Origin of the sequence: Marinihelvus fidelis (assembly GCF_008725655.1) — a bacterium.
Taxonomy (GTDB): Bacteria; Pseudomonadota; Gammaproteobacteria; order Xanthomonadales; family SZUA-36; genus Marinihelvus; species Marinihelvus fidelis.
Genome location: NZ_VYXP01000001.1, coordinates 147,907 through 167,607, shown reverse-complemented (window position 1 = coordinate 167,607; position 19,701 = coordinate 147,907). Strand labels below are relative to the sequence as shown.

General features: G+C 64.6%; 13 protein-coding genes. 8 read left to right on the top strand and 5 right to left on the bottom strand.

Going from position 1 to position 19,701, the window contains the following annotated elements; all coding sequences use genetic code 11:
- Positions 1-15: 15 nt before the first annotated feature.
- Positions 16-2,388 (bottom strand): SUMF1/EgtB/PvdO family nonheme iron enzyme, encoded by a 2,373-nt coding sequence (locus F3N42_RS00695; protein WP_150862449.1) that lies wholly within the window; start codon positions 2,386-2,388, stop codon positions 16-18.
- 217 nt (positions 2,389-2,605) lie between these two features.
- Between F3N42_RS00695 and F3N42_RS00690 the strand changes: the two genes are divergently transcribed.
- On the top strand, positions 2,606-3,118 hold the full coding sequence (locus tag F3N42_RS00690) for a hypothetical protein (RefSeq protein WP_150862448.1): 513 nt from the start codon (positions 2,606-2,608) through the stop codon (positions 3,116-3,118).
- 121 nt (positions 3,119-3,239) lie between these two features.
- On the opposite strand, the gene F3N42_RS00685 is transcribed toward F3N42_RS00690, so the two are convergent.
- The gene (locus tag F3N42_RS00685) at positions 3,240-5,555 is read right to left on the bottom strand and encodes a TonB-dependent receptor (RefSeq protein WP_224784607.1); all 2,316 of its coding nucleotides are present in this window, start codon (positions 5,553-5,555) and stop codon (positions 3,240-3,242) included.
- 274 nt (positions 5,556-5,829) lie between these two features.
- On the opposite strand from F3N42_RS00685, the gene F3N42_RS00680 reads away from it, so the two are divergent.
- From F3N42_RS00680 to F3N42_RS00665, 4 genes are read left to right on the top strand one after another with little or no spacing between them, the layout of a single operon-like run.
- A complete protein-coding gene (locus tag F3N42_RS00680; protein ID WP_224784606.1) occupies positions 5,830-6,447 on the top strand; it encodes a PepSY-associated TM helix domain-containing protein in 618 nt (205 codons plus the stop codon).
- Between the two features lie 9 nt (positions 6,448-6,456).
- The gene (locus F3N42_RS00675) at positions 6,457-6,978 is read left to right on the top strand and encodes a DUF2271 domain-containing protein (RefSeq protein WP_150862446.1); all 522 of its coding nucleotides are present in this window, start codon (positions 6,457-6,459) and stop codon (positions 6,976-6,978) included.
- 36 nt (positions 6,979-7,014) lie between these two features.
- On the top strand, positions 7,015-7,836 hold the full coding sequence (locus F3N42_RS00670) for a DUF4198 domain-containing protein (RefSeq protein ID WP_150862445.1): 822 nt from the start codon (positions 7,015-7,017) through the stop codon (positions 7,834-7,836).
- A gap of 12 nt (positions 7,837-7,848) precedes the next feature.
- Complete coding sequence (locus F3N42_RS00665) at positions 7,849-9,378, top strand: flavodoxin domain-containing protein (RefSeq protein ID WP_150862444.1); 1,530 nt, start codon at positions 7,849-7,851, stop codon at positions 9,376-9,378.
- Between the two features lie 41 nt (positions 9,379-9,419).
- Here F3N42_RS00665 and F3N42_RS00660 read toward each other — a convergent pair whose 3' ends face one another.
- Positions 9,420-11,816: a TonB-dependent receptor domain-containing protein gene (locus F3N42_RS00660; protein WP_224784605.1), complete on the bottom strand. Its 2,397-nt coding sequence runs from the start codon at positions 11,814-11,816 to the stop codon at positions 9,420-9,422.
- Between the two features lie 176 nt (positions 11,817-11,992).
- Between F3N42_RS00660 and F3N42_RS00655 the strand changes: the two genes are divergently transcribed.
- Positions 11,993-13,540 carry an amidohydrolase family protein gene (locus F3N42_RS00655; RefSeq protein WP_150862443.1) on the top strand — a complete coding sequence of 516 codons (1,548 nt, stop codon included), beginning with the start codon at positions 11,993-11,995 and terminating at the stop codon, positions 13,538-13,540.
- A 12-nt stretch (positions 13,541-13,552) separates the two neighbouring features.
- On the opposite strand, the gene F3N42_RS00650 is transcribed toward F3N42_RS00655, so the two are convergent.
- Positions 13,553-16,255 (bottom strand): DUF3857 domain-containing protein, encoded by a 2,703-nt coding sequence (locus F3N42_RS00650; protein ID WP_191621139.1) that lies wholly within the window; start codon positions 16,253-16,255, stop codon positions 13,553-13,555.
- 358 nt (positions 16,256-16,613) lie between these two features.
- Between F3N42_RS00650 and F3N42_RS00645 the strand changes: the two genes are divergently transcribed.
- Both F3N42_RS00645 and F3N42_RS00640 read left to right on the top strand, forming a co-directional pair.
- A complete protein-coding gene (locus tag F3N42_RS00645) occupies positions 16,614-16,955 on the top strand; it encodes a helix-turn-helix domain-containing protein (protein WP_150862441.1) in 342 nt (113 codons plus the stop codon).
- Positions 16,952-18,244 carry a type II toxin-antitoxin system HipA family toxin gene (locus F3N42_RS00640; RefSeq protein WP_150862440.1) on the top strand — a complete coding sequence of 431 codons (1,293 nt, stop codon included), beginning with the start codon at positions 16,952-16,954 and terminating at the stop codon, positions 18,242-18,244. Before F3N42_RS00645 ends, F3N42_RS00640 begins: the two co-directional genes overlap by 4 nt.
- Here the strand turns inward: F3N42_RS00640 and F3N42_RS15680 are convergent.
- Entirely contained in the window at positions 18,237-19,685 is a 1,449-nt protein-coding gene (locus F3N42_RS15680; protein WP_224784604.1) for a cyclase family protein, read from the bottom strand. The two genes, F3N42_RS00640 and F3N42_RS15680, sit on opposite strands and share 8 nt — an antisense overlap.
- Between the last annotated feature and the right edge of the window lie 16 nt (positions 19,686-19,701).

The following is a 19,701-nucleotide window of genomic DNA, read 5'->3' as shown; positions in this document are numbered from 1 at the left end:
TTTGGCGGGTCAGCCCTACCGGGCGGGCCCCAGCCAGCGATCGACCCAGTCCAGTTGTGCCTGCACCAGTTCGCGGTCGTATGGCGGAATATGCCCCCAGTCGCGTAACAGGTGCACTTTTTTTCCCGGCGCTGCGCCAAGCATGTCGAAGAAAGGCTCTTGTGAAGACGCCAGCGGGAAGGTGAAATCGTCGCGCCCGTTAATGACCAGGACCGGGATGCGAATACGCGGCAGGTAATCCTGCAACTGCACTTCCGGTAATTGGGCGTCGCGCAGGTAGTATCCCACCGAGACCAGGATCGCCGCCTTGATGCGATCCTCCACGGCAAGCGCAAATGGCGCCCGCACGCCGCCGTAGCTCAAACCGTGCAACAGGATCGCCTCGCTGTCGATGTCAGGGCGCGAGGCCAGGTAATCCAGCGAGCGCCGCAAGTCCCGGACCTGCGCAACCAGCAGGTCACGCGATGACGCTGGCCCGGTCGCGACCCACTCCCGGCGTTCGAACGTGCCCGCATAGACCGGGTAGATCACCGCGCGACCGTTGCGCAGGAACAGCTCGACCTGGTTCAGCCCGGCCTCCGCACTGTCGCCCAGCAACAGCGCATCGCCACCAGGAAAATGCACCACGACCTGGTACGGCGGCTCACCGTGCCGGGGCAACAGCAGTTGTGCGTGTTTTCGCTCGGAACCATACGCACCGGTGTAACTCACGTATTCGCGGCGCCATTCGCGATGACTGTCGTCAACACGCTCAACCCGTGGTTCCAAAGGCGAAGGGTCATAGTCGAATTGCCGCTCGTAGATGGCAAAAGTCTCATCATCCACGGGTTCAGGCACCGGGTCCGACGTAAATTCGACATTGGCCAGCAATTCGGGAGCAACTGGCTCATCCTGTTGCATCAGCCGCACACCGAAGCCGGGGCGCCGCTCCAGTGGCGGTTGTGCATCGGGGTCACGAAAACGGTAATTATTGCTGAGCCAGGAGCCCCCGTTGATGTGCCGCAGCTCACCGGCCGGCGTCGCCACCCATTCGGCCACGTTGCCGGCCATGTCCTGCGTGCCATACGGCCCCTGGCCACCCAGCTCACCGACATCGGTGGCGCCGCGGCCGGAGAAGTTACTGCGGCCCAGCACATCGGAGAAGTTGGCCAGCGGCAGCGTGCCCAGGCCGGCCGCGCGATACCAGTGAAAGGCCGTGGGCAGGCGCTTATCCACGAAAGCAGCGTAGGCGGCGGCCTCGTACCAGCTGATCCCTTCGACAGGGCGGTTCGCCTCACCTTGCGGATACATGCCCAGTGTCCAGGTAGCCGGTCCCGGGCTGCCACTGCTATCGACAAGGCCAGCGACCATCGCTTCGAATGACAAAGGCTTCCCATCGACCTTGGCGGGCTGGGGCCAATACTCGGGACGCTCGTATCCACCGGCCTCGACAAAGGCGAGGTAGTCCTCGTTGGTTACTTCATGACGATCCAGCCAGAAATCCGGCACTTCGCGCACCTCATCCTGGTAGTGCACGGTCCCGCCGGGAACAAACACCATGTCTTCCGGCGCCTCACCGGGACGATGCAGCCGGAATGGCTCGGCGGCCGGCAACACGCTGGGCGCCGTTTCCAGCGCCTGGTAACCGTCGAGTGCCAGGTGGAATCGCATCTGAACCAGTGGCAACCTGACGTCAACCAGCGGCGTCTCCCCCAGCGGGACCCACGAGTCCGGTTCACCGTCATAGTCGAGCACCTCGACAGTCGCGCCTTCCGGCTTACTGACCAGGGTGACTGGCAGGGTCAGGTCGAGCCAGAGTTGCTCCAGCAGCGGATCACCCGGCAAACGCTCGCGGGCTTCTCGCAACCATCGCCAGGCCTGGAACATGTCCGTTTCCATCAACCGTTCGAACTCGGGTATTGCCGTGGTTTCGAGCCAGCGTTGGTCGGCGCCACTGCGCCACCAGGCCAGCGACATTGCCGCTACGGCCAGCACGGCCACCAGCGTGACCGCAAACAGGATTCTTGAGCGTGACGATGCGCGCGCGGCACTGGCCGATACGGGGAGCGCGCCGCCATGGTTGGACTCGCCGTCACTGTCGACCTCGATCACAGGGCAGATAAACCGGTATCCCCGGCGATGCCGTGTTTCGATGAACCGGGGGGACTGCGCATGATCACCCAGTGCCTGGCGCAACTCACTGATGGCCTGGGGCACTACGTTGGGTGACAGCGCACGGCGTCCCCAGACCTCGTCGAGCAGTTCATCACCATCGACGATGTCCGGCGCATGGGTGATCAGGACCTCGAGCAGGCGGCTGGCCTGCGGTCGCAGGGACACGGTGTCGTCGTCACTCACCAGGGTACCGAGCCGCGGATCGAACGCGAATTCTGCAAAGCAGTAAACCATGCGCCGATATATACGCGATTGAACGGGCCGGGGCAACGTGCGCCTGAAGGCACGCAAACACGCGGTTTTTCAGGCGCTTGAAGGTTTACTGAGATAAATATCAGGGTTTCTGCAAGTCTTCCTGGCCCCTTGGCGACAGTCTTGTCCTTGTCGCGGCCCCGGCACGTCCGTCCGCGACGCGCCACGACATACTGACTGAATCAATGGAGGACATGACATGAGCAAGACGACCCAAACACGCACACTCCTGGCCACCGCCGGCACGTTGCTGCTGTTGAGTTCCACCGCCTGGTCCGCCGGCAACGGTGCGGCGGCCCGCGACCTGAACGCCCTGCGCCAGGCCACCAGTGCCTTTCACAGTTTCGAAGTGGGCAAGGCGGCCGGCTGGGACACACCGCTCAGTGATTGCGTGGAGAGCCCGGAAGGCGGCATGGGCTACCACTACGCCAACCTCAGCCTGCTGATGGACGGTGGCTCGCTCTCGGTGCTGCACCCCGAAGTGCTGCTTTACGCACCCACCGAGGATGGCTCCATGGCCTTCGTCGGCGTGGAATACATTATCCCGGCCGCGGACTGGACCGACGCCGCCCCGCCACGCTTCCTGGGGCACGACCTGCACTACAACCCGGTCCAGGACATCTGGGCCCTGCACGCCTGGGTCGGCGAGCAAAACCCGTCCGGCGTACTCTCCAACTGGAACCCACGGGTCAGCTGTGAGTTTGCCGACTAGGTCCGGACACGTTCCGGAAACACGCTGAATGCTTTCGGCGCGCAACTGAAGGCGTCCTGGCAGGGTACAGGGGGACCGCCAGGCGCCTTCGGTTGCACTTTATCTACTGATGCCGCAACGCTCAGTTTCCGCCGAAACGATAGCTTGCCTCGACCCCCCACACCGCCGGCTCGTTGACGAACCCAGTCAGGTTGGAGAAGTCGACAAAGCCCTTCACGTTGTCCTCGTCGGTGATGTTGCGGCCGAACAGCGCCACTTCCCAGTTGTTCTCGAAGTTCAGGTAGCCAACTTTCAGGCCGCCTTCGAACTGGTCGTCGGTGACGAATTCTGGCGTGTAGTACAGCGACATCAGGGTCTCGCCGTAGTACACCCAGTCGGTGAACACGAAGAACTCGCCACTGCCGCCCATCGGCAGGCTCCAGCGCGCGGTCAGGCTGTAGTTGGTCTCCGGCGTGCGCGGCAGCGGGTTGCCGTCGATGGACACCTGGCCGTTGGCGTCACGGTCCTGGTAGGCCTCGCAGAGCGTGGAGCCGCAGGGCGCGACGGTCAGGCCGGGGCTGTCGATCTCGGTGTCGTTGTAGGCCATGCCGAAGGTCAGCAGCAGGTTGTCGGTGGCCAGCCAGGTCAGGTCCATCTCGAAACCGGTGGCTTTACCCTTGTCGGCGTTGATCACCTGGTTGCTGTTCGACGCGCCGCCGATGATGGACAGCTGGATATCGTCGACCTCGTAGGTGAACACAGCGGCGTTCAGGCGCAGGCGGTCGTCCAGCAGGTCGGCCTTGTAGCCCAGTTCGAACGACAGCACGGTTTCCGAGTCGGCGATGGTCGGGAACTCCAGGAAGGCCACGTCGCGGCCCTGGATGGTGGGGCCGCGGAAGCCGGAAGCGACGCGGCCAAAGATCACCGAATCGTCCGTCAGTGAGAAGTTGGCCGCCAGGTCCCAGCTGACCTGGTCATCGGAGACGGTCAGCGGGGCGACGGCGGGAATACCCAGGATCTCCCACAAGCCCGAGTACTGCACCACGTGGTAGTCCTTGCTGTCATCGGTGTAGCGCAGGCCACCGATCAGGCTCACCCGGTCACCCAGGTCCAGTTCACCCTGGCCGAACACGGCCCAGGCCTCGTTGCCGTAGTTGACGATGGTGTCCTGGAAGCCCAGCGACGCGAACGAGTCGGTGGTGACCGTCAGGTCGGAATCAAACCAGTAGGCGCCGGTCTGCCAACTGAAGGCACCGCTGGTGTCACTGGCCAGGCGCAGCTCCTGGGTGAACTGGTCGGTGTCGGCGGCGTCCTGGGTGACCGAATCGGTATAGATGCTGCCCGGGAAGGTCAGCGTGGGCAACCCGGTTGGCCCATTGATTGCCGCCGGGTCAAAGGTGATGCCCGGCGGCACCGGCACGGACTGGGTGAAGTCGACCACGCCACCGTCGATATCGCCGCGGCTGAAACCGTCGGCTTCCTGGAAGGAGGTGATCGACGTCAGCGTCGCACCGTTGCCGAAGGTCCAGTCCAGGTTCAGCGTGTAACCGGTGCCCTCGTAGCCCTGCGGGTTGTTGTCTCCACCGTCGTACCACACCTGGTCACGGTCGTAGTTCTGGTTCAGGTCGTTGCTGCCGGTGTCGAATACGTTGGCGCGGAAGATTGATGCCGTGCCGTCCAGGTCACGCCCCTGCGCCATCAGCAGTGCGCGGAAGCTGTCCGACTCCCATTGCAGCTGCAGCCGCGCGGCTTTTTCCGTATAGCCGCCCATGGCGTCGTCTTCGCCGGTGTAGCCATTGTCGATCCAGTCGTCGCGGGTACGGTAGATGCCGGACGCGCGGAAACTGAAGCCGCTGTCACCCAGCCCGCCGCCCAGTGCCGCCTCCAGGTCGCCGGTCATGAAAGTCCCCAGTGAGCCGGAGACATAGCCCTCGGTCTCCTGCGTCGGTCGCTTGGTGTCGACCTTGACGATACCGGCCGTGGTGTTGCGGCCGAACAGGCTGCCCTGCGGCCCGCGGATGACTTCCACCTGGTCGACATCGAACATGGGGAAACTCTTCAGCACCACGTTCTCCAGCACCACGTCGTCCATGATGAAGGACACCGGCTGCGAAGCGCCCAGGTCGAAATCGATGTTGCCCAGGCCGCGAATGTAGAAACGCGGTGCCGCGCGGCCGTTGGATGACTCCAGGTACAGGCCGGGCACGCGGCCGGACAGGGCCAGCACGTCTTCGCCAGCGGAGAACAGGCTGTCGAGCGCCTCGCCTTTCAGCGTGGCAATGGAAATGGGAACGTCCTGCAGGCTTTCCTCGCGGCGGGTGGCGGTCACCACGACCTCTTCGAGCACGCCCGAAACGCGCTCGTCGTCCTCGACCTGGGCCAGCGCCGTCGCGGCCGGCAACAACGTGGTGGCGCCAAGCGCGCCGAAAAAAAGGTGGCATGCGGTAAATGACTTCATCATCTTTCCTTATCGGTTGGTATTGCGGAAACGACGACACGTCAAAGGCCTGGTCCCGGGCACGCGAATGCCCCCGGAAGCCCGTCGAAAAGTGCGGCCTGCAGCAGGTCCGTTCTGAATGGCGCCCTCAACCCTCATGCCAAGTTATATAACAACTTCTTAACGACTGCCAAACGCGCTGGCCGGCGACCTGCCGAAACAGCGCGTTAACGTTGGCGCGCACTCTCACAAATGATTATCATTACCATTTGCACGAGCAGACATCCGACGTTTCATGGCCAACTGGAAGACAATGACGCGCCACCTGGGCACGCTGCGCCAGTGGCACTGGGTCAGTTCGGCCATCTGCCTGGTGGGCCTGGCGCTGTTCGCCTTTACCGGCATCACGCTGAACCACGCCGCGATTATCCCCACCAACCCGGTCATCACCGAACTGGAGCGCGACGTACCCGCGGACATCCTGGCAGCGATCGACCCGGTGCCGGAGGGTGACGCGCCGCTGCCGGATGCCCTGCGCGACTGGCTGTCTGATGAGCTGTCCGTCAACGTGCGCCCCGGTCTGGACGGTGAATGGGGCGACGGTGAGCTGTACCTGTCGATCCCCCGCCCCGGCGGCGATGCCTGGCTCAGCCTGGACCTGGAAGATGGCTTCCTGGTCTACGAGCGCACCGACCGCGGCTGGATCAGTTACCTGAACGACCTGCACAAGGGCCGCGACACCGGCGTGGCCTGGAGCTGGTTTATCGATATTTTTGCCGTCGCCTGTTTCCTGTTCAGCATCACGGGTCTTGTCTTGCTGATGCGCGATGCCCCCACCCGGCCGGCCACCTGGCCGTCGGTGGCCCTGGGCCTGGTCATACCGCTGCTGCTGATCATTCTCTTTGTTCACTAAGGACTGTTTATGAAATCACCTCACGCCCCGTTGCCGAAGTTGCTGTACCCGCTGTTGCTGGCCGCCCTGGTGGCGCTGCCGTCGGCCGCCAGCGCGGACACGCTGCTGAGCGTGGAACTGCCGCGGCTGAACGTGGCCGAGTACCACCGCCCTTACCTGGCCGCCTGGGTCATGGAACAGCAGACCGGCGAAGTCACCAACCTGGCGGTCTGGTACCAGCTCGACGAAGAAGGCAAGGAATGGCTGAAGGACCTGCGCCAGTGGTGGCGCCGCAGCGGCCGCAAATTGGACATGCCCGTCGATGCCTTCACCGGCGCCACCAAGCCGCCCGGTGTCTATGACATCGAACTGGACGGCCAGCTCGCCGGCCTGCCCGACGGCCAGTACACGCTGCATGTCGAGGCCTCGCGCGAAGTCGGCGGTCGCGAACTGCTGAAGATCGATTTCGCCTGGCCGGCCGCTGAACCCCTGAACCTGAGCGCCGAGGGCGAGGAAGAACTCGGCACCGTCACGCTTTCACTGGCGCCGTAAGCCAGCACCCCATCTGACTGAACCAAAGGACCCGTCATGAAACTCAAACTGATCATTGTCGCCCTGCTTGGCCTGGGCCTGTCGTTTTCCGCGCATGCGCACCGCTTCTGGATTCTGCCGGCCGCTACCGTGCTGTCCGGTGAGGACCCGTGGGTGACCTTCGATGCCGCCGTCTCCAACGACGTGTTTTTCTTCAACCACTTTCCGCTGCGGCCGGACAACATCACCGCCACCGCGCCGGACGGCTCAAACGTGGAACTGCAGAACCCGCATGTCGGCAAGCACCGCAGCGTCTTCGACCTGCAGCTGACGCAGGAAGGCACCTACCGCATCGGCGGCGCCAGCGAAGGCCTGGTGGCCACCTGGACCAACGAGGACGGCGAGCGCCGGCGCTGGCCGGGCCGTGGCGAGACCGCCAACCCGGAAGATTTCGACACCGCCGTGCCCAAGAAGGCCGATGACCTGAAAGTGGTCTACGGCACCCGCCGCAACGAGACCTACGTCACCGCCGGCGCGCCCACGGAGACAGTATTCACGCCCAGTAACAGCGGCCTGGAACTGCAGCCCATCAGCCACCCCAATGATCTCTACAACGGTGAGACCGCGCGATTCCGCTTTCTCTTCGAGGGCGAACCGGCCGCCGGTACCAAGGTGACCGTTGTGCCCGACGGCATCCGCTACCGCGACGCCCAGGACGACTTCTCGGTGGAAGCCGACGCTGACGGCATTATCGCCATCGACTGGCCGGGCGCCGGGCGTTACTGGCTGGAAGCCGAGTACGGCGACGACCAGGCCACGCCACCGGCCACGATGCGCCAGGGCTCGTACGTCCTGACGCTGGAAGTGCTCCCGCAGTAAGCGGGTCGCCCAGTGACCGAAGTCCAGCGACTGGGGCTGGCCGCCCTGGTCCTGGCGGCCTATGTCCTGTTCACCGCGTGGTGCCTGTACCGGCACCGCCGCCGGTTTGGTACGGGCGCGGCCACCGGGCATGACACCCTCATCGCCTTCGCCAGCCAGAGCGGCACAGCCGCCGGGCTGGCCGAACGCACCGCGGCGGCGCTGCACGGCCAGGTACAGCTGCTGCCCCTGAATCACGTTGACGATACCGCACTGTCCGGCGCCCGCCGTCTGCTGGTCATCGCCAGCACCTATGGCAGCGGCGAGCCCCCCGACAATGGCAACCGCTTCGAGCGGCGCTACCACGAAGACCGGTCATTGGACCTGTCGCACCTGGAATTCGCAGTGCTGGCCCTGGGTGACAGCAGCTACGCCCAGTTCTGTACCTTCGGGAAATGGGTCCACGATGCGCTCGAAGGCCACGGCGCGCGGCCGCTGCGCCCGGCGCTGTCGCTGGATGCGCGGGGGGAACAGGGGCAGGCTGACGCGCTGGACCAATGGAGCGCCGTGCTACGCGAACTCGGTGCGGACCTGGGCCTGGATAACGAGCCGGGCAGCACAACAGCGCCGTGGACCACCTGGACGCTGGCGAAACGCCGGCAACTCAACCCCGGCTCGCCGGGACAGCCCCTGTACCACCTGGTCCTGGAACCGCAGGGTGACGCGCCCCCCACCTGGGCGGCCGGCGATGTGGCCGAGCTGGTGCCGGACAACCCCGTCGCGGCCCGCCGCGAACTGGAACGGGCCCTGGGCCTTCAACCCGGCCAGCCACTCGATATGGATGGGTTGGAAACCACCGCATTCGACGCCCTGGCGAGACGGCAATTGCCCGCCCTGGCCGAACAGCCCCCACTGGCAGCGATCGCCAACCCCGCGCGGTGGATCGGCAGCCTGCCGCCGCTGATGTCCCGCAAGTATTCGGTCAGCTCTGTCCCAGAAGATGGCCGGCTCGACCTTGTGGTGCGCTGGCAGGTGGGCCCCGACGGCCAGCCGGGGCTGGCTTCAGACTGGCTGGCCCGCACACTGTCCCTGGGCGATACCCTGGATATCCGCCTGTGCCCCAACCCGGGATTCCACGCGCCGACGATAGATGCACCAGTGATCCTGGTCGGTAACGGCTCCGGCCTGGCCGGCCTGCGCGCATTGCTGCGCCAGCGTGAGCTGGCGGGCGGCGGTCGCAACTGGCTGCTGTTCGGCGAGCGTGACCCGGTGGCCGACCGGCCTTTTGCCGACGAGCTCAGCCAGTGGCAGGGCAACGGCACCCTGGAGCGCATCGACCTGGCGTTTTCACGCTGCCCGACTGCGCCGCGTTACGTCCAGGACCTGTTGCTTGAACATGCCGACGCCGTGGTCGACTGGGTCAACCACGGCGCGGTGATCATGGTCTGCGGCAGCCGCACGGGCATGGCGCAGGGGGTCAACCTGGCCCTGCAGGAGCTGCTGGGCCGTGACCGGCTGGATGACATCGAGGCCGCCGGCCGTTACCTGCGCGAAGTCTACTAGCGCGGCAACGGCCGGCGGCCCGGCCCTTCAGAACCAGTCCGTCAGAACGAGAACTGCACGCTCAGCCAGTAATTCCGGCGCGCATCCTTGACGTTGAAGTCGTCGGTGAAGATCACTTCGCTCACTGCCCCACGCCCGGTCGCCAGGGTGTAGATGCCGTCACCATCAAGATCGATGAAGTCGGTCTGGTAGCTGGTGAAGTCATTGTCCAGCAGGTTGTTGATGCGACCGAAAATCGTGATGTTATCGGAAATCACGTAGTTCGCCGCCAGGTGCCACAGGTTGTAGCTCTCGTAGTACTGCGGGCGGTCCAGCGTGTTGTCCCAGCCCCGGTAGCGGTCGGAACGCAGCTCGGCCTGCAGGGTCATGGAGAACGGCGCGGTCACCTGCCAGTCCAGGCTGGCGTTGGCCATGTGCTCGGCCGTGTTGGTCAGCGGCTGGCCAGCCTCCGGACCACTCTTCTGCTCGCTGTCGGTCCAGGTGTAGTTGCCGCGCAGCGTCCAGTCGTCGCTGATCGCGTACAGGCCGGCCACCTCGATGCCCTGGATCTCCACCTTGTCGATGTTGATCTTCTGGCTGTAGGTCGAGTAACCCAGCTCATCATAGGCGCCCAGGTTGACGCAGGGCCGCACACCGCCGGTCACTTCACAGCTGTAGATGGTGTCGCCGTTGGCGATCTTGCCGTCGAAGTCGGTGCGGAAATAGGTGACGTTGAAGTTGTGGCCCTGCGGGCTGGTCCAGTAGACCGCCACTTCGCTGTTGACGCTGGTTTCCGGCTCCAGGTCCGGGTTGCCGGCAAACGGCGAGGTGCCCTGGCCACCGAAACCGGTGATGCCGTCGTACAGGTCGGTGGTCTGCGGGGTCTTGTAGCCGGTGCTGACGCCGCCCTTCACGGTCCAGAACTCGTTCAACGCGTAAACCGCGTACAGGCGTGGAGACACCTGGCTGCCGAACACGTCGTGGCTGTCGTAGCGCACACCGCCGGTGATGGTCAGCGGCGAGGTCACGGTCCAGCTGTCCTCGATGAACAGCGACCACATTTCCTGGTCCTGTGTACCGCCCGGCTCACCGGTTTCCATGCCAAATACGCCGTCTTCCAGTTCACCGTCGATGACCTGGCCACCAATCACCATGACGTGCTCGCCGGCGGCCTGGAACGGAATATCAACACGCGCATCCAGCGTGTACTGGCTGCTGTTGAGCGGTCGCGCTGGACGGGGCAGGAAGGTCTCTTCCGCCAGCGCCTTGCGTTCTTCTTCCGGCATGCCGGCGTAATCGCCGACGCCGTCGTACATGTCCTGCAGGTGCAGGCGCTCGGCCACCGTCAGCGGCAGCGTACGGCCTTCGTTGGCCGTGTCCACGTAGGACAGCGCCAGGTAGCTGGTACCAAAACCCCAGGTGGCGTCATGAACGATGGACCACCAGTCGCGGCTGAACTCCTGGTCGGCCGCGTAACCCGCGCGCGGGTTGACGCGCCCGCGGCTGTCCTGCCAGAGCGCCTCGATGTTGTCCTTGGTGCCCAGCGGGTAGGTAATCGTGCCACTATCGGGGTCGATGACCGGCGTGTTGTCATAGACCTGGTTGGATGTATCGTAGTCAAACCGCAGGGTCTGGTTCTGCGCCACCACCCAGGTCAGCGTCGCGCCGTATTCCTCGACCTCGCTGTCCACCGTACGGCCACCGCCACCAAAACCGATCGACCGCACATGCGTGGTGCCATTGGGGTCCACCGCCGGCTCAAACTGCGGCGACGAGGCGTCGCTCTCGTAGTAACTGCCACGCAGGGCGACCGACAGCTTGTCGGCCACCAGGGGGCCGTTGACGAAAAACTCGCCCTGCCAGTCGTTACCAAACTGGTCGTCTTCCTGGATCGTGCCGCCCAGGTTCACCGTGCCGTACCAGCGCGGTGCGGACTTCTTGGTGATCACGTTGACCACACCACCCATGGCGTCGGCGCCGTAGAGCGTGGACGCCGGGCCGCGCATGATCTCGATGCGCTCGATCGCCTCGGTGGGCGGCAGGTGTCCAAAGGCATTGCCGCCAAAGTTGTTGGGGTAGATGTCGCCGTGGTTGTTCTGGCGCTTGCCGTCAATCAGCAGCAGCGTGTACTCGCCGGTCAGGCCACGCATGCTGACACTGCCCTGCCCGGTCTTGTCACGGGTGGTGCCAATGTCGATACCTTCCTGGTACTTCAGCATGTCCAGCAGGTTGCGATGAGGGCGTGCCAGGATCTCTTCCTGGCTGATCACGGAAATGCTGGCCGGCGCATCGGTAATCTTCTGCTCGAAACCCGTCGCCGTTACGACGATCTCCTCGAGCACGCGCTCCCGCTCCTCTTCCGTATCGGTGTCTTCCGCCAGGGCCACCTGTGAAAACAGGGCCATGGTGATTGCCGCCGCCAGGCTGCCGTAGCCGGGTACGGCCGTGAAATCCCTCATCAATTGCTCCTCAAGTTGTGCTGGCCGGAAAACCCGGCACGAAGAAGCCGTGAATAGTAATGATAATTATTATCATTCTCAAGTAACAATTGCACCTTCACCCCACACCATCGGCACGGGGCGGCCGCGGTCGTCACTGCTAACCTGCGCATTCACCGGTAACCGTGGGCCCACCCATGCCATTTCTGAAGTTCACGCTGAAAGTCGTCACCACCATCGTGGCCTTACTGCTGCTGGTACTCGCCGTGGGCGCGTGGTGGCCGATTGACCCACCCGTACCGGAAGCCCGGCCCGACCGGCTGGTCATCACCGGCGCAATCGTGGTCGACGTGCGCCGTGGCCAGCTGCTGGCCGGGTACGACGTGTTGATTGAGGGCGGGCAGATCACAGCGGTGGGCCCTGGCCTGCCCGCCACCGGCGCCACGGTCATCGACGGCCAGGGCGGCTACCTGGTGCCTGGCCTGTTCGACATGCATGTGCACTCGATGGAGATGTCCCCGGTCCTCACGCACCCGCTGTTCATCGCCGCCGGAGTCACGGCAGTACGTGACATGGGCGGCTGCCTGGGTGACGACGATGGCTGGGCGGCCTGCGCGCCGCAGAAGCGCGACTGGCACCGCGCGGTGGGCGCGGGCGAGCTGGTCGGCCCCCGCTACGACCAGGTCACCAGCCTGGCGATTAACGGGGGCGGCGAAGTGCCAAAGGGCTACGACCGCGCGCTGGGCGCACCGGATGCCGACGGTGCCCGGCAGCGCGTGGCCCACGATGCCGCGCGCGGTGTCGACTTCCTGAAGCCCTATAACCGCCTGTCGCGAGAGGCCTACCTGGCCCTGGCCGAGTCAGCCGCGCAGAACGGCTTGTACCTGGCCGGCCACCACCCGCTCGCCGTGCCGGCCGTCGATGTCGTCGCCGCGGGCCAGCGCAGCATCGAGCACGCCCTGTTGTTCGCCTGGTCCTGCTACCCGGGCATCGACGAGCTGCGCAATACCGACGACTTCCGTGCCACCTACACCAACGCGCTCCGCGACCGCATGATGGCCGAGCATGATGAGCAGCGCTGCGCCAACCTGCACCAGCGGATGCGGCAGGCCGGCACCGCCTTCGTGCCCACGCACACCACCCGCAAGATGGATGCCTTCGCCGGCGATTCGCAATACCGCAACGACCCGCGCCTGGCCTACATCCCGGGCCCGCTGAGACTGCTGTGGAATGGCGATGCTGACAACATGCTCCGCCGCGGCAACGCGGATGGCGATAACAACTTCCGCGCCTTCTACGAGTTCGGCCTGGCGCAGACGGGCGCCGCGCACCGTGCCGGCGTTACCGTGCTGGCCGGCACAGACGCACCCGACAGTTTTGTATTCCCCGGCCTGTCCATGCACGACGAACTGGCCCACCTGGTGCAGGCCGGCCTGTCACCCCTGGACGCACTGCGCGCGGCCACGCTGGAGCCTGCCCGGTTCCTGGGCCTGGAAGGCAGCGCCGGCGAGATCACCCCCGGCGCCCGCGCCGACCTGGTGCTGCTGCGGGAGAACCCGCTGGAAGACATCCAGGCCATCCGCGCCATCGATACCGTGGTACTGGCCGGCGCGCCCTACTCCCGCGAACGGCTGGACCAACTGCTGGCCGGCGTCGAGGACGCAGCCGGCAGCTGGACCATGTGGCCCAAGTTCACCTGGCAGATCATGAACAGCCCGGTCATGAAGGCGCAATTCGGGGATTGACCGGCGGGATCATCACAAGCCGTCCACCAGCCCCATCGCGAGCATAAAGATGAGCACGAGCAACACCAGGCTGAACACGATGGCGAGCATCCCGCAGACGGAAATCAACATCGCGCCGAACGACCGGCCGCGGCTGATCTGCTGGACGACGGCCACCGTGGAGATGCAGTTGATCAGCGACCACACCGCACTCACGATCAAGCCCATCCCCCAACCGGCCATCAGGATCGGCTTGAGCAGGTAGGTATCGGCCACCAGCAGGTCAGGGTTGAACAGGGCATCGCCCAGCACGGCGACGGTCAACAGCGTCATGGGCATGAACAGTGCATTGGGCAACTGGCCCCATGCGCAGGCCCATACCGTCGGCAGGATTTTTCCCTTGCCGTCCACCAGGCGCGCCGCCAGCGCCCACGCCGTACCACCAATAAAGATGTTGAGCAGGCCCGTGAGCACACCCGCGAGCAGGATGACCGCCAAAAGGCCGACCATCGGGAGCTGGCCTTCCAACCCGGTCTCTATCAGGTTGGCCGTCATCGACACCATGCCCACGAACATCGCCACCAGCATGCCTGCCGCATAGGGCACCGGTAGCGACGCATATTGCCGGTACGGCTGGAACATCAGCTCCAGCAACCAGTGCCGCACACCAAGCAGCCGGACCAACCAGGCCAGCAGCAGGGTGGCAAAAGCAACCACGACAGAGCCGACCCAGAACCATGGTGACGCGCCGGCGGTGTCTTCTTCGCCGCCGCCGGCGCCCTGTGCATAACGCTCAATGTGGTAGGCACTCAGGTCCCAGGCATCATCGATGTGCCGGCCGTGCTCATCCCGGGCGTCAGCGGGCACATGGTCATCCAGGGCCTGGTAGTGGTACTCGACCCTGAAACGGCCAGGGACGTAGCTGACCGCCCGTGTCATCGAGAACTGGGCATCCTCGACCGTGTTGGACTCTTCCGGCAATGCCCAGCCGTCGGCCAGGTCAAGTTCAACCACGTGCTGAATACGCGCCGGATACTCCCGCGCCACCGGGGCCGTGCGCGGTGCGGTGTCCACGGCCGTGAGCGTGGATCGCAACTGCCAGCCGTACAGCGCGGCATCGGCAGCTGAACCGGGCGTACGATCTTCTGACAACCAGAAATCCGACACGCTATACGACTCGTAAGCCACCAGCTCGTTGCGATCCCGGTCGTCCTCAAACCTGACGGTTTCCGTCGACACCAGGCCTTCGTAGTACTTGCCCATGAAGTCGGTGTACTGGTCGGTGACCGCGCGCAGGCTCTTCGTGGACATGCTACCCCTGGCCCGGTCCGCTTCGGCACCGGTGTAGGTGGTCTCGATGACCAGGTCTGCGCCAAACTCGCCCTGCTGCGACACGCGCTCCAGGATACTGATCATGCCGCCGTCATGGTGGTCCGTGGTGTCGAGCAGGCCGTCGCCATAGCCCCTGGCCAAAGGCAACACCCAGCCGTACGCCGGCTGCACAACGGCATCCAGCCGGGTTGCCTGGTCAGTCAGTGTCGGGTCAAGGAAATAACGTTGGCCGCCCAGGTCCATCAGCACGATCACGTGGTTGAACATCAGCGGAGACGGCAGGTTCCGGTTGAGTGTCTTGCCTTCCTCGGTATGCGCAAGCGCCGGCGCCGAGGGCAGGCCCAGCGCCTGCAACAGGCTGATCAGCAGCGCGGTCTTGCCCTTGCAGTCACCGTACCGGCGCGACAACGTTTCGTCGGGCTCGGCGGGGATGTAGCCGGACTCGCCCATCTGGAAACCCAGGTAGCGAATTTCTTCCTGTACGAAATGCAACGCCGCCATGGCCAGCGCCGACGGGTCGTCACCGGCCACTGCCCGGATCTCCCGGGCCTGTGCCTCGATAGCGGGCGTCACTTCCGTGCGGGGCGAATAGATATCGATGCCCCATTGCTGGAGCTCGGACCAGCTATTGAAACTGCTCAGCTCGAAGGCCGGGTAGAACTGGTACCAGGCGGGTGCATCGTCCGGCTTCATCCGGCCGGGCAGGTTGTCCGCATCCCAGACGAACGCCTGCCAACCGTCTTCGTCGACCACGACAGGTTGCTGGTCCGTCACCAACGCCTGCGTATTGAACGACTGCCCTGCCGGCACCCGGACCCGCACATGGCGCCGCCCGACCGGCTGTGACCACTCCAGTTGCCGCCACAACCCGATATGGCCACGCAACGCGGGGTTCTTTCCACTGACGGTATAACTCCATTCAACGACATCGCCGACGCGCACGTCATCGAAGATCAACTGCGCCGTCAGGCGACCATCCAGCAGGTGGCGCTCCATGTCGGATTCACGCTGGAACACACTGACCCGCCCCTGATCAGCTTGGTCGATGACCTGGCCATCACGCAGCAGGCGCGCCGTGTGAATGGTGGCGGCCTGGTAGCGGGGGTCGAATTCGACCGTAAACGAGGAGGCGTTCTCCAGCCCGGCCCGGTCCAGCACCTTGACGGCGTAGTGTGACCAGGACTCGCGCTCATTCGCGGTCTCCTGTGTCTGCCAGTCCACCAGCAGGTAATGCATGCCACCGGAAAGCTCGTCTTCCGCGGCCCGGGCCTCCATGGGCGGCGGCACATCCACCACCCAGCCGGGTTCGGGGCCGAAAGCGACCTCACTCTCCTGCGCGTGTACTACCCCTGCCTGGATGCCGGCCCAGGCGAATAACGTCAGGCCAGCCAGCCACCCTTTCATCAGAACATGCCGTGATCTGGCCATGAGCTACATCCTTGCTATCCGCTCGCCGATTCTTGTTGTTGTACAGCCCGCCCCAGTCTAACCGTCAGCACTCGGCAGTGGTATGGGGTCCAGTAGCGCACCTATCCCACTGAGTTCACCGTCCCTGGCCAGATGTTGACCACTGGCACCACCTACCCTGTTCCACAATGGCGCTCGCACCAAACCAATCTTGATATCATTAACGATTGTTTGCTTCACTTAAACCTGTAATACAATCGTTTTTGATATTTCTATTCTTACTCCACCATCAATACATTTAAACTCATTTATGATATTATTTTGCAATTCAAAGCCAATATAAATCATATTTGATATGAAAATACAGAACCTCACTCCAACCGAGAACGTGCTCGCAGAACTCGGCCACCGCCTGGCGCGAGCCCGCAAAGCCCAGGGCATGACCCAGCCGGACCTGGCCCAGGCCGCCGGCATCGGCGTGGCCACGTTGCGGCGAATCGAGGGCGGCAGTGACGGCCAGATGGGCAGCTGGATCAAGTTGCTCAGGACACTGGGCATGATTGACGCAGTGGACGGGTTGCTGGCCCAGGAGATCCGCTCGCCGATGGCCGATGCGAAAGCCGCCGGCAACAGGTCACGCGCGCGGCGCAGGCCGGCCGATGACACCGCCGGCCCCTGGGGCGACCAGGCGCCATGAGCACCGCGCAGGTCAGGCTATGGGGCCGCACCGTGGGCTACGCCTCGATGGACGAGGGCGAGGCCTTCGGCCGCTTTGAATGGGACCCGGCATTCGTCGAACTGGGCATCAACCCGGCGCCGCTGCAGATGCCCCTGCAAAAGGGCCGGGTTTACCAGTTCCGTGAGCTGCACAAACGCACCTTCCACGGCCTGCCCGGCCTGCTGGCCGACGCCCTGCCCGACAAGTACGGCAACGCGCTGATCAACGTCTGGCTGGCCAAAAACGGCCGCACGCCGGAGCAGTTCAACGCCGTCGACCGGCTCTGCTACACCGGCAAACGTGCGATGGGGGCGCTGGAGTTCGAGCCGGCGTCCGCCGTGGCCAGTCCTTCTTCACAATCCTTACAGGTGGAACAGCTGGTGGAGCTGGCCAGCCTGGCGTTCGCCAGCCGCCATGCGCTGCAGGTGCGCCTGGACGAAGGCCTGGGCGACGAGCCGCTGCTGGAGCTGCTCAGCGTCGGCACCTCCGCCGGCGGCGCCCGCGCCAAGGCCGTCATCGCCTACAACCCGGACACCCATGACGTGCGCTCGGGCCAGCTCGACCTGCCCGCCGGCTACGAGCACTGGCTGATCAAGTTCGACGGCGTCAAGTTCAGTGGCGACTGGGGTGTCGCCGACCCGGCCGGCTACGGCCTGCTGGAATACAGCTACTACCAGGTCGCCCGCGAATGCGGCATCGACATCAGCGAATGCCAGTTGCTGGAAGAAAACGGCCGTCATCACTTCATGACCCGCCGCTTCGACCGCACCGAGGACGGCAAGAAGCGCTTCGTGCAGTCACTGGGCGCGCTGGCCCATTTCGACTACTACGAGAGCGGCCATTACAGCTACGAGCAACTGTTCATGACGATGAAGCAGCTGGACATGCCGATGCAGGACATCGAGGAACAGTACCGCCGCGCCGTGTTCAACATCGTCGGCTGCAACCAGGACGACCACGTCAAGAATTTCGGTTTCATCATGAACCCGGACGGCCGCTGGCGCATCGCCCCCGCCTACGACCTGTGCCACGCCGAGGGCAGCGACTTCACCCGCTTCCACCAGCTCAGCATCAACGGCAAGACCACCGGTTTCGATGTTGCCGACCTGAAGCACCTGGCCGAATACGCCGGCCTGCCGCGCAACCGCGAAAAGATCGTGCTGGAGCGCACCGTGGAGGCGTTCCGGGGCTGGGCGGGGCTGGCGGAGGAGTTATCCATCCCGGAGCCGCTCCGCCGGCACGTCGCTTCGACCCTGCGCTTTACCTGATCGGCGCTTCGAAGTAGGTCTCGGGAAACGGCTCGTCCGCGAACCTGAAATGCCACCACTCCTTCTCGTACGGGGTGAACCCTTGCCCGAGCATGACGCTTCGCAGCAGCATCCGGTTGCTCCGCTGCTGCGCAGAAGCGCCGTCCCAGGCTACCCAGGATTCCGCGCCGAAAAAGTCCCATGCTGTGCCCATGTCCAGTGGCTCCCCGCTGGCCAGGTCAACCAGGGTCAGGTCGACGGTGCTACCGCGACTGTGCCCTGACTTGGCGGCGATGTAGCCTTCCGCGAACAGCTGGCCCTTCTGCACGTCCGGGTAGTATTCGGCCTTCATGCGCGTGTCATCCACGTCTTCCGCCCAGCGGACGAAGTGGTCGACGGCCGGTTGTGGGCGGTAGGCATCGTAGACCAGCAGCCCCAGGCCCATCGGCGCCAGCTCGGCCTGTACGTGGGCAAGCGCCGTGGCCGTGGCCCGGGTCATGACCAGGCGGTCGGCTTCATAGCCGTCAATGCGCTGGCCGACGAAATTGTCTTCACCCAGGTAACGCAGGTCGACGCGGATGCCGGGGATGGTGTCGGCATAGGTGAATGCGGGTGGCAGGCCCGCCGGCACCTCGGCGGGCGGTTGCCAGTTGCCTGCTGCGCTACCCGGCACAAACGCCGCGATCCGCAACGGCGCACCGCTGCCACCGGCGATTTTCATCGGCAGCGCGGCCAGCCAGGCGCCCCGCGGCGGCAGCGCCGACAGGTCGGCGACATTCTCGAAACCGGGAATATTGGCCTCGTACAGCACCCGGTGGGCCATGAAATCCGTGGACTGGCCGCGATCGACGCTGGCCGTGTCGATGCCCACGGCGGCGACTTCACGCTCGGCCAGCCACTGCGCTGCCTCGGCGCCGATACCCGGAAAGTGCAGCAACGGCACGGCATCCGCGCCTTTTTGGTCAGTACCAAGATACGTTTTCGCATCGGGCCAGCGCTCGGCCCAGCCGGTCCGCACCAGCACGATGGCACCCGGCTCAATGCTGCCATGTGCCTGCTCCCAGGCCTGCAGGTCGCCAACGGTCAGCAGGTAGTCGGCATCGGCCGCCGCCTGCGCGGAAACATCCACGACCAGCGCCAGGCCGGTCAGCGACTCCAGCGGCACCTGGTCCGCGGTTTCGCGGCCCTTGTAGAAGTGAATCGGCGCATCCAGGTGGGTGCCGCCATGCTCGGCGGTTTCGATGTTGTAGGCGGTGTAATACCAGCCACCCGGTGTTTCGCCCTCGTAGACGGTGTCCTTGTGGAAGCCGTCGGCCGTGGGCCAGTACAACGTGTCCTCGGAGTAGGCGTGGGTCAGGTCGACCCAGTGGCCGGCGGAGAAGTCGATGGTCTGGGCCGATACGGCGGCACAATTGAATAGCAGTGTTCCGGCCAGCCACCTGGCGAGACTTTTTCTGTACATCCAGCTTCCCCTAAGC

Coding starts and splice junctions, on each gene's coding strand:
- F3N42_RS00690 (WP_150862448.1), top strand. CDS start 2,606: ATGAGCAAGACGACCCAAACACGCACACTCCTGGCCACCGCCGGCACG.
- F3N42_RS00695 (WP_150862449.1), bottom strand. CDS start 2,388: ATGGTTTACTGCTTTGCAGAATTCGCGTTCGATCCGCGGCTCGGTACC.
- F3N42_RS00655 (WP_150862443.1), top strand. CDS start 11,993: ATGCCATTTCTGAAGTTCACGCTGAAAGTCGTCACCACCATCGTGGCC.
- F3N42_RS00680 (WP_224784606.1), top strand. CDS start 5,830: ATGGCCAACTGGAAGACAATGACGCGCCACCTGGGCACGCTGCGCCAG.
- F3N42_RS00650 (WP_191621139.1), bottom strand. CDS start 16,255: ATGAAAGGGTGGCTGGCTGGCCTGACGTTATTCGCCTGGGCCGGCATC.
- F3N42_RS00660 (WP_224784605.1), bottom strand. CDS start 11,816: ATGAGGGATTTCACGGCCGTACCCGGCTACGGCAGCCTGGCGGCGGCA.
- F3N42_RS00640 (WP_150862440.1), top strand. CDS start 16,952: ATGAGCACCGCGCAGGTCAGGCTATGGGGCCGCACCGTGGGCTACGCC.
- F3N42_RS00675 (WP_150862446.1), top strand. CDS start 6,457: ATGAAATCACCTCACGCCCCGTTGCCGAAGTTGCTGTACCCGCTGTTG.
- F3N42_RS00670 (WP_150862445.1), top strand. CDS start 7,015: ATGAAACTCAAACTGATCATTGTCGCCCTGCTTGGCCTGGGCCTGTCG.
- F3N42_RS00685 (WP_224784607.1), bottom strand. CDS start 5,555: ATGAAGTCATTTACCGCATGCCACCTTTTTTTCGGCGCGCTTGGCGCC.
- F3N42_RS15680 (WP_224784604.1), bottom strand. CDS start 19,685: ATGTACAGAAAAAGTCTCGCCAGGTGGCTGGCCGGAACACTGCTATTC.
- F3N42_RS00645 (WP_150862441.1), top strand. CDS start 16,614: ATGAAAATACAGAACCTCACTCCAACCGAGAACGTGCTCGCAGAACTC.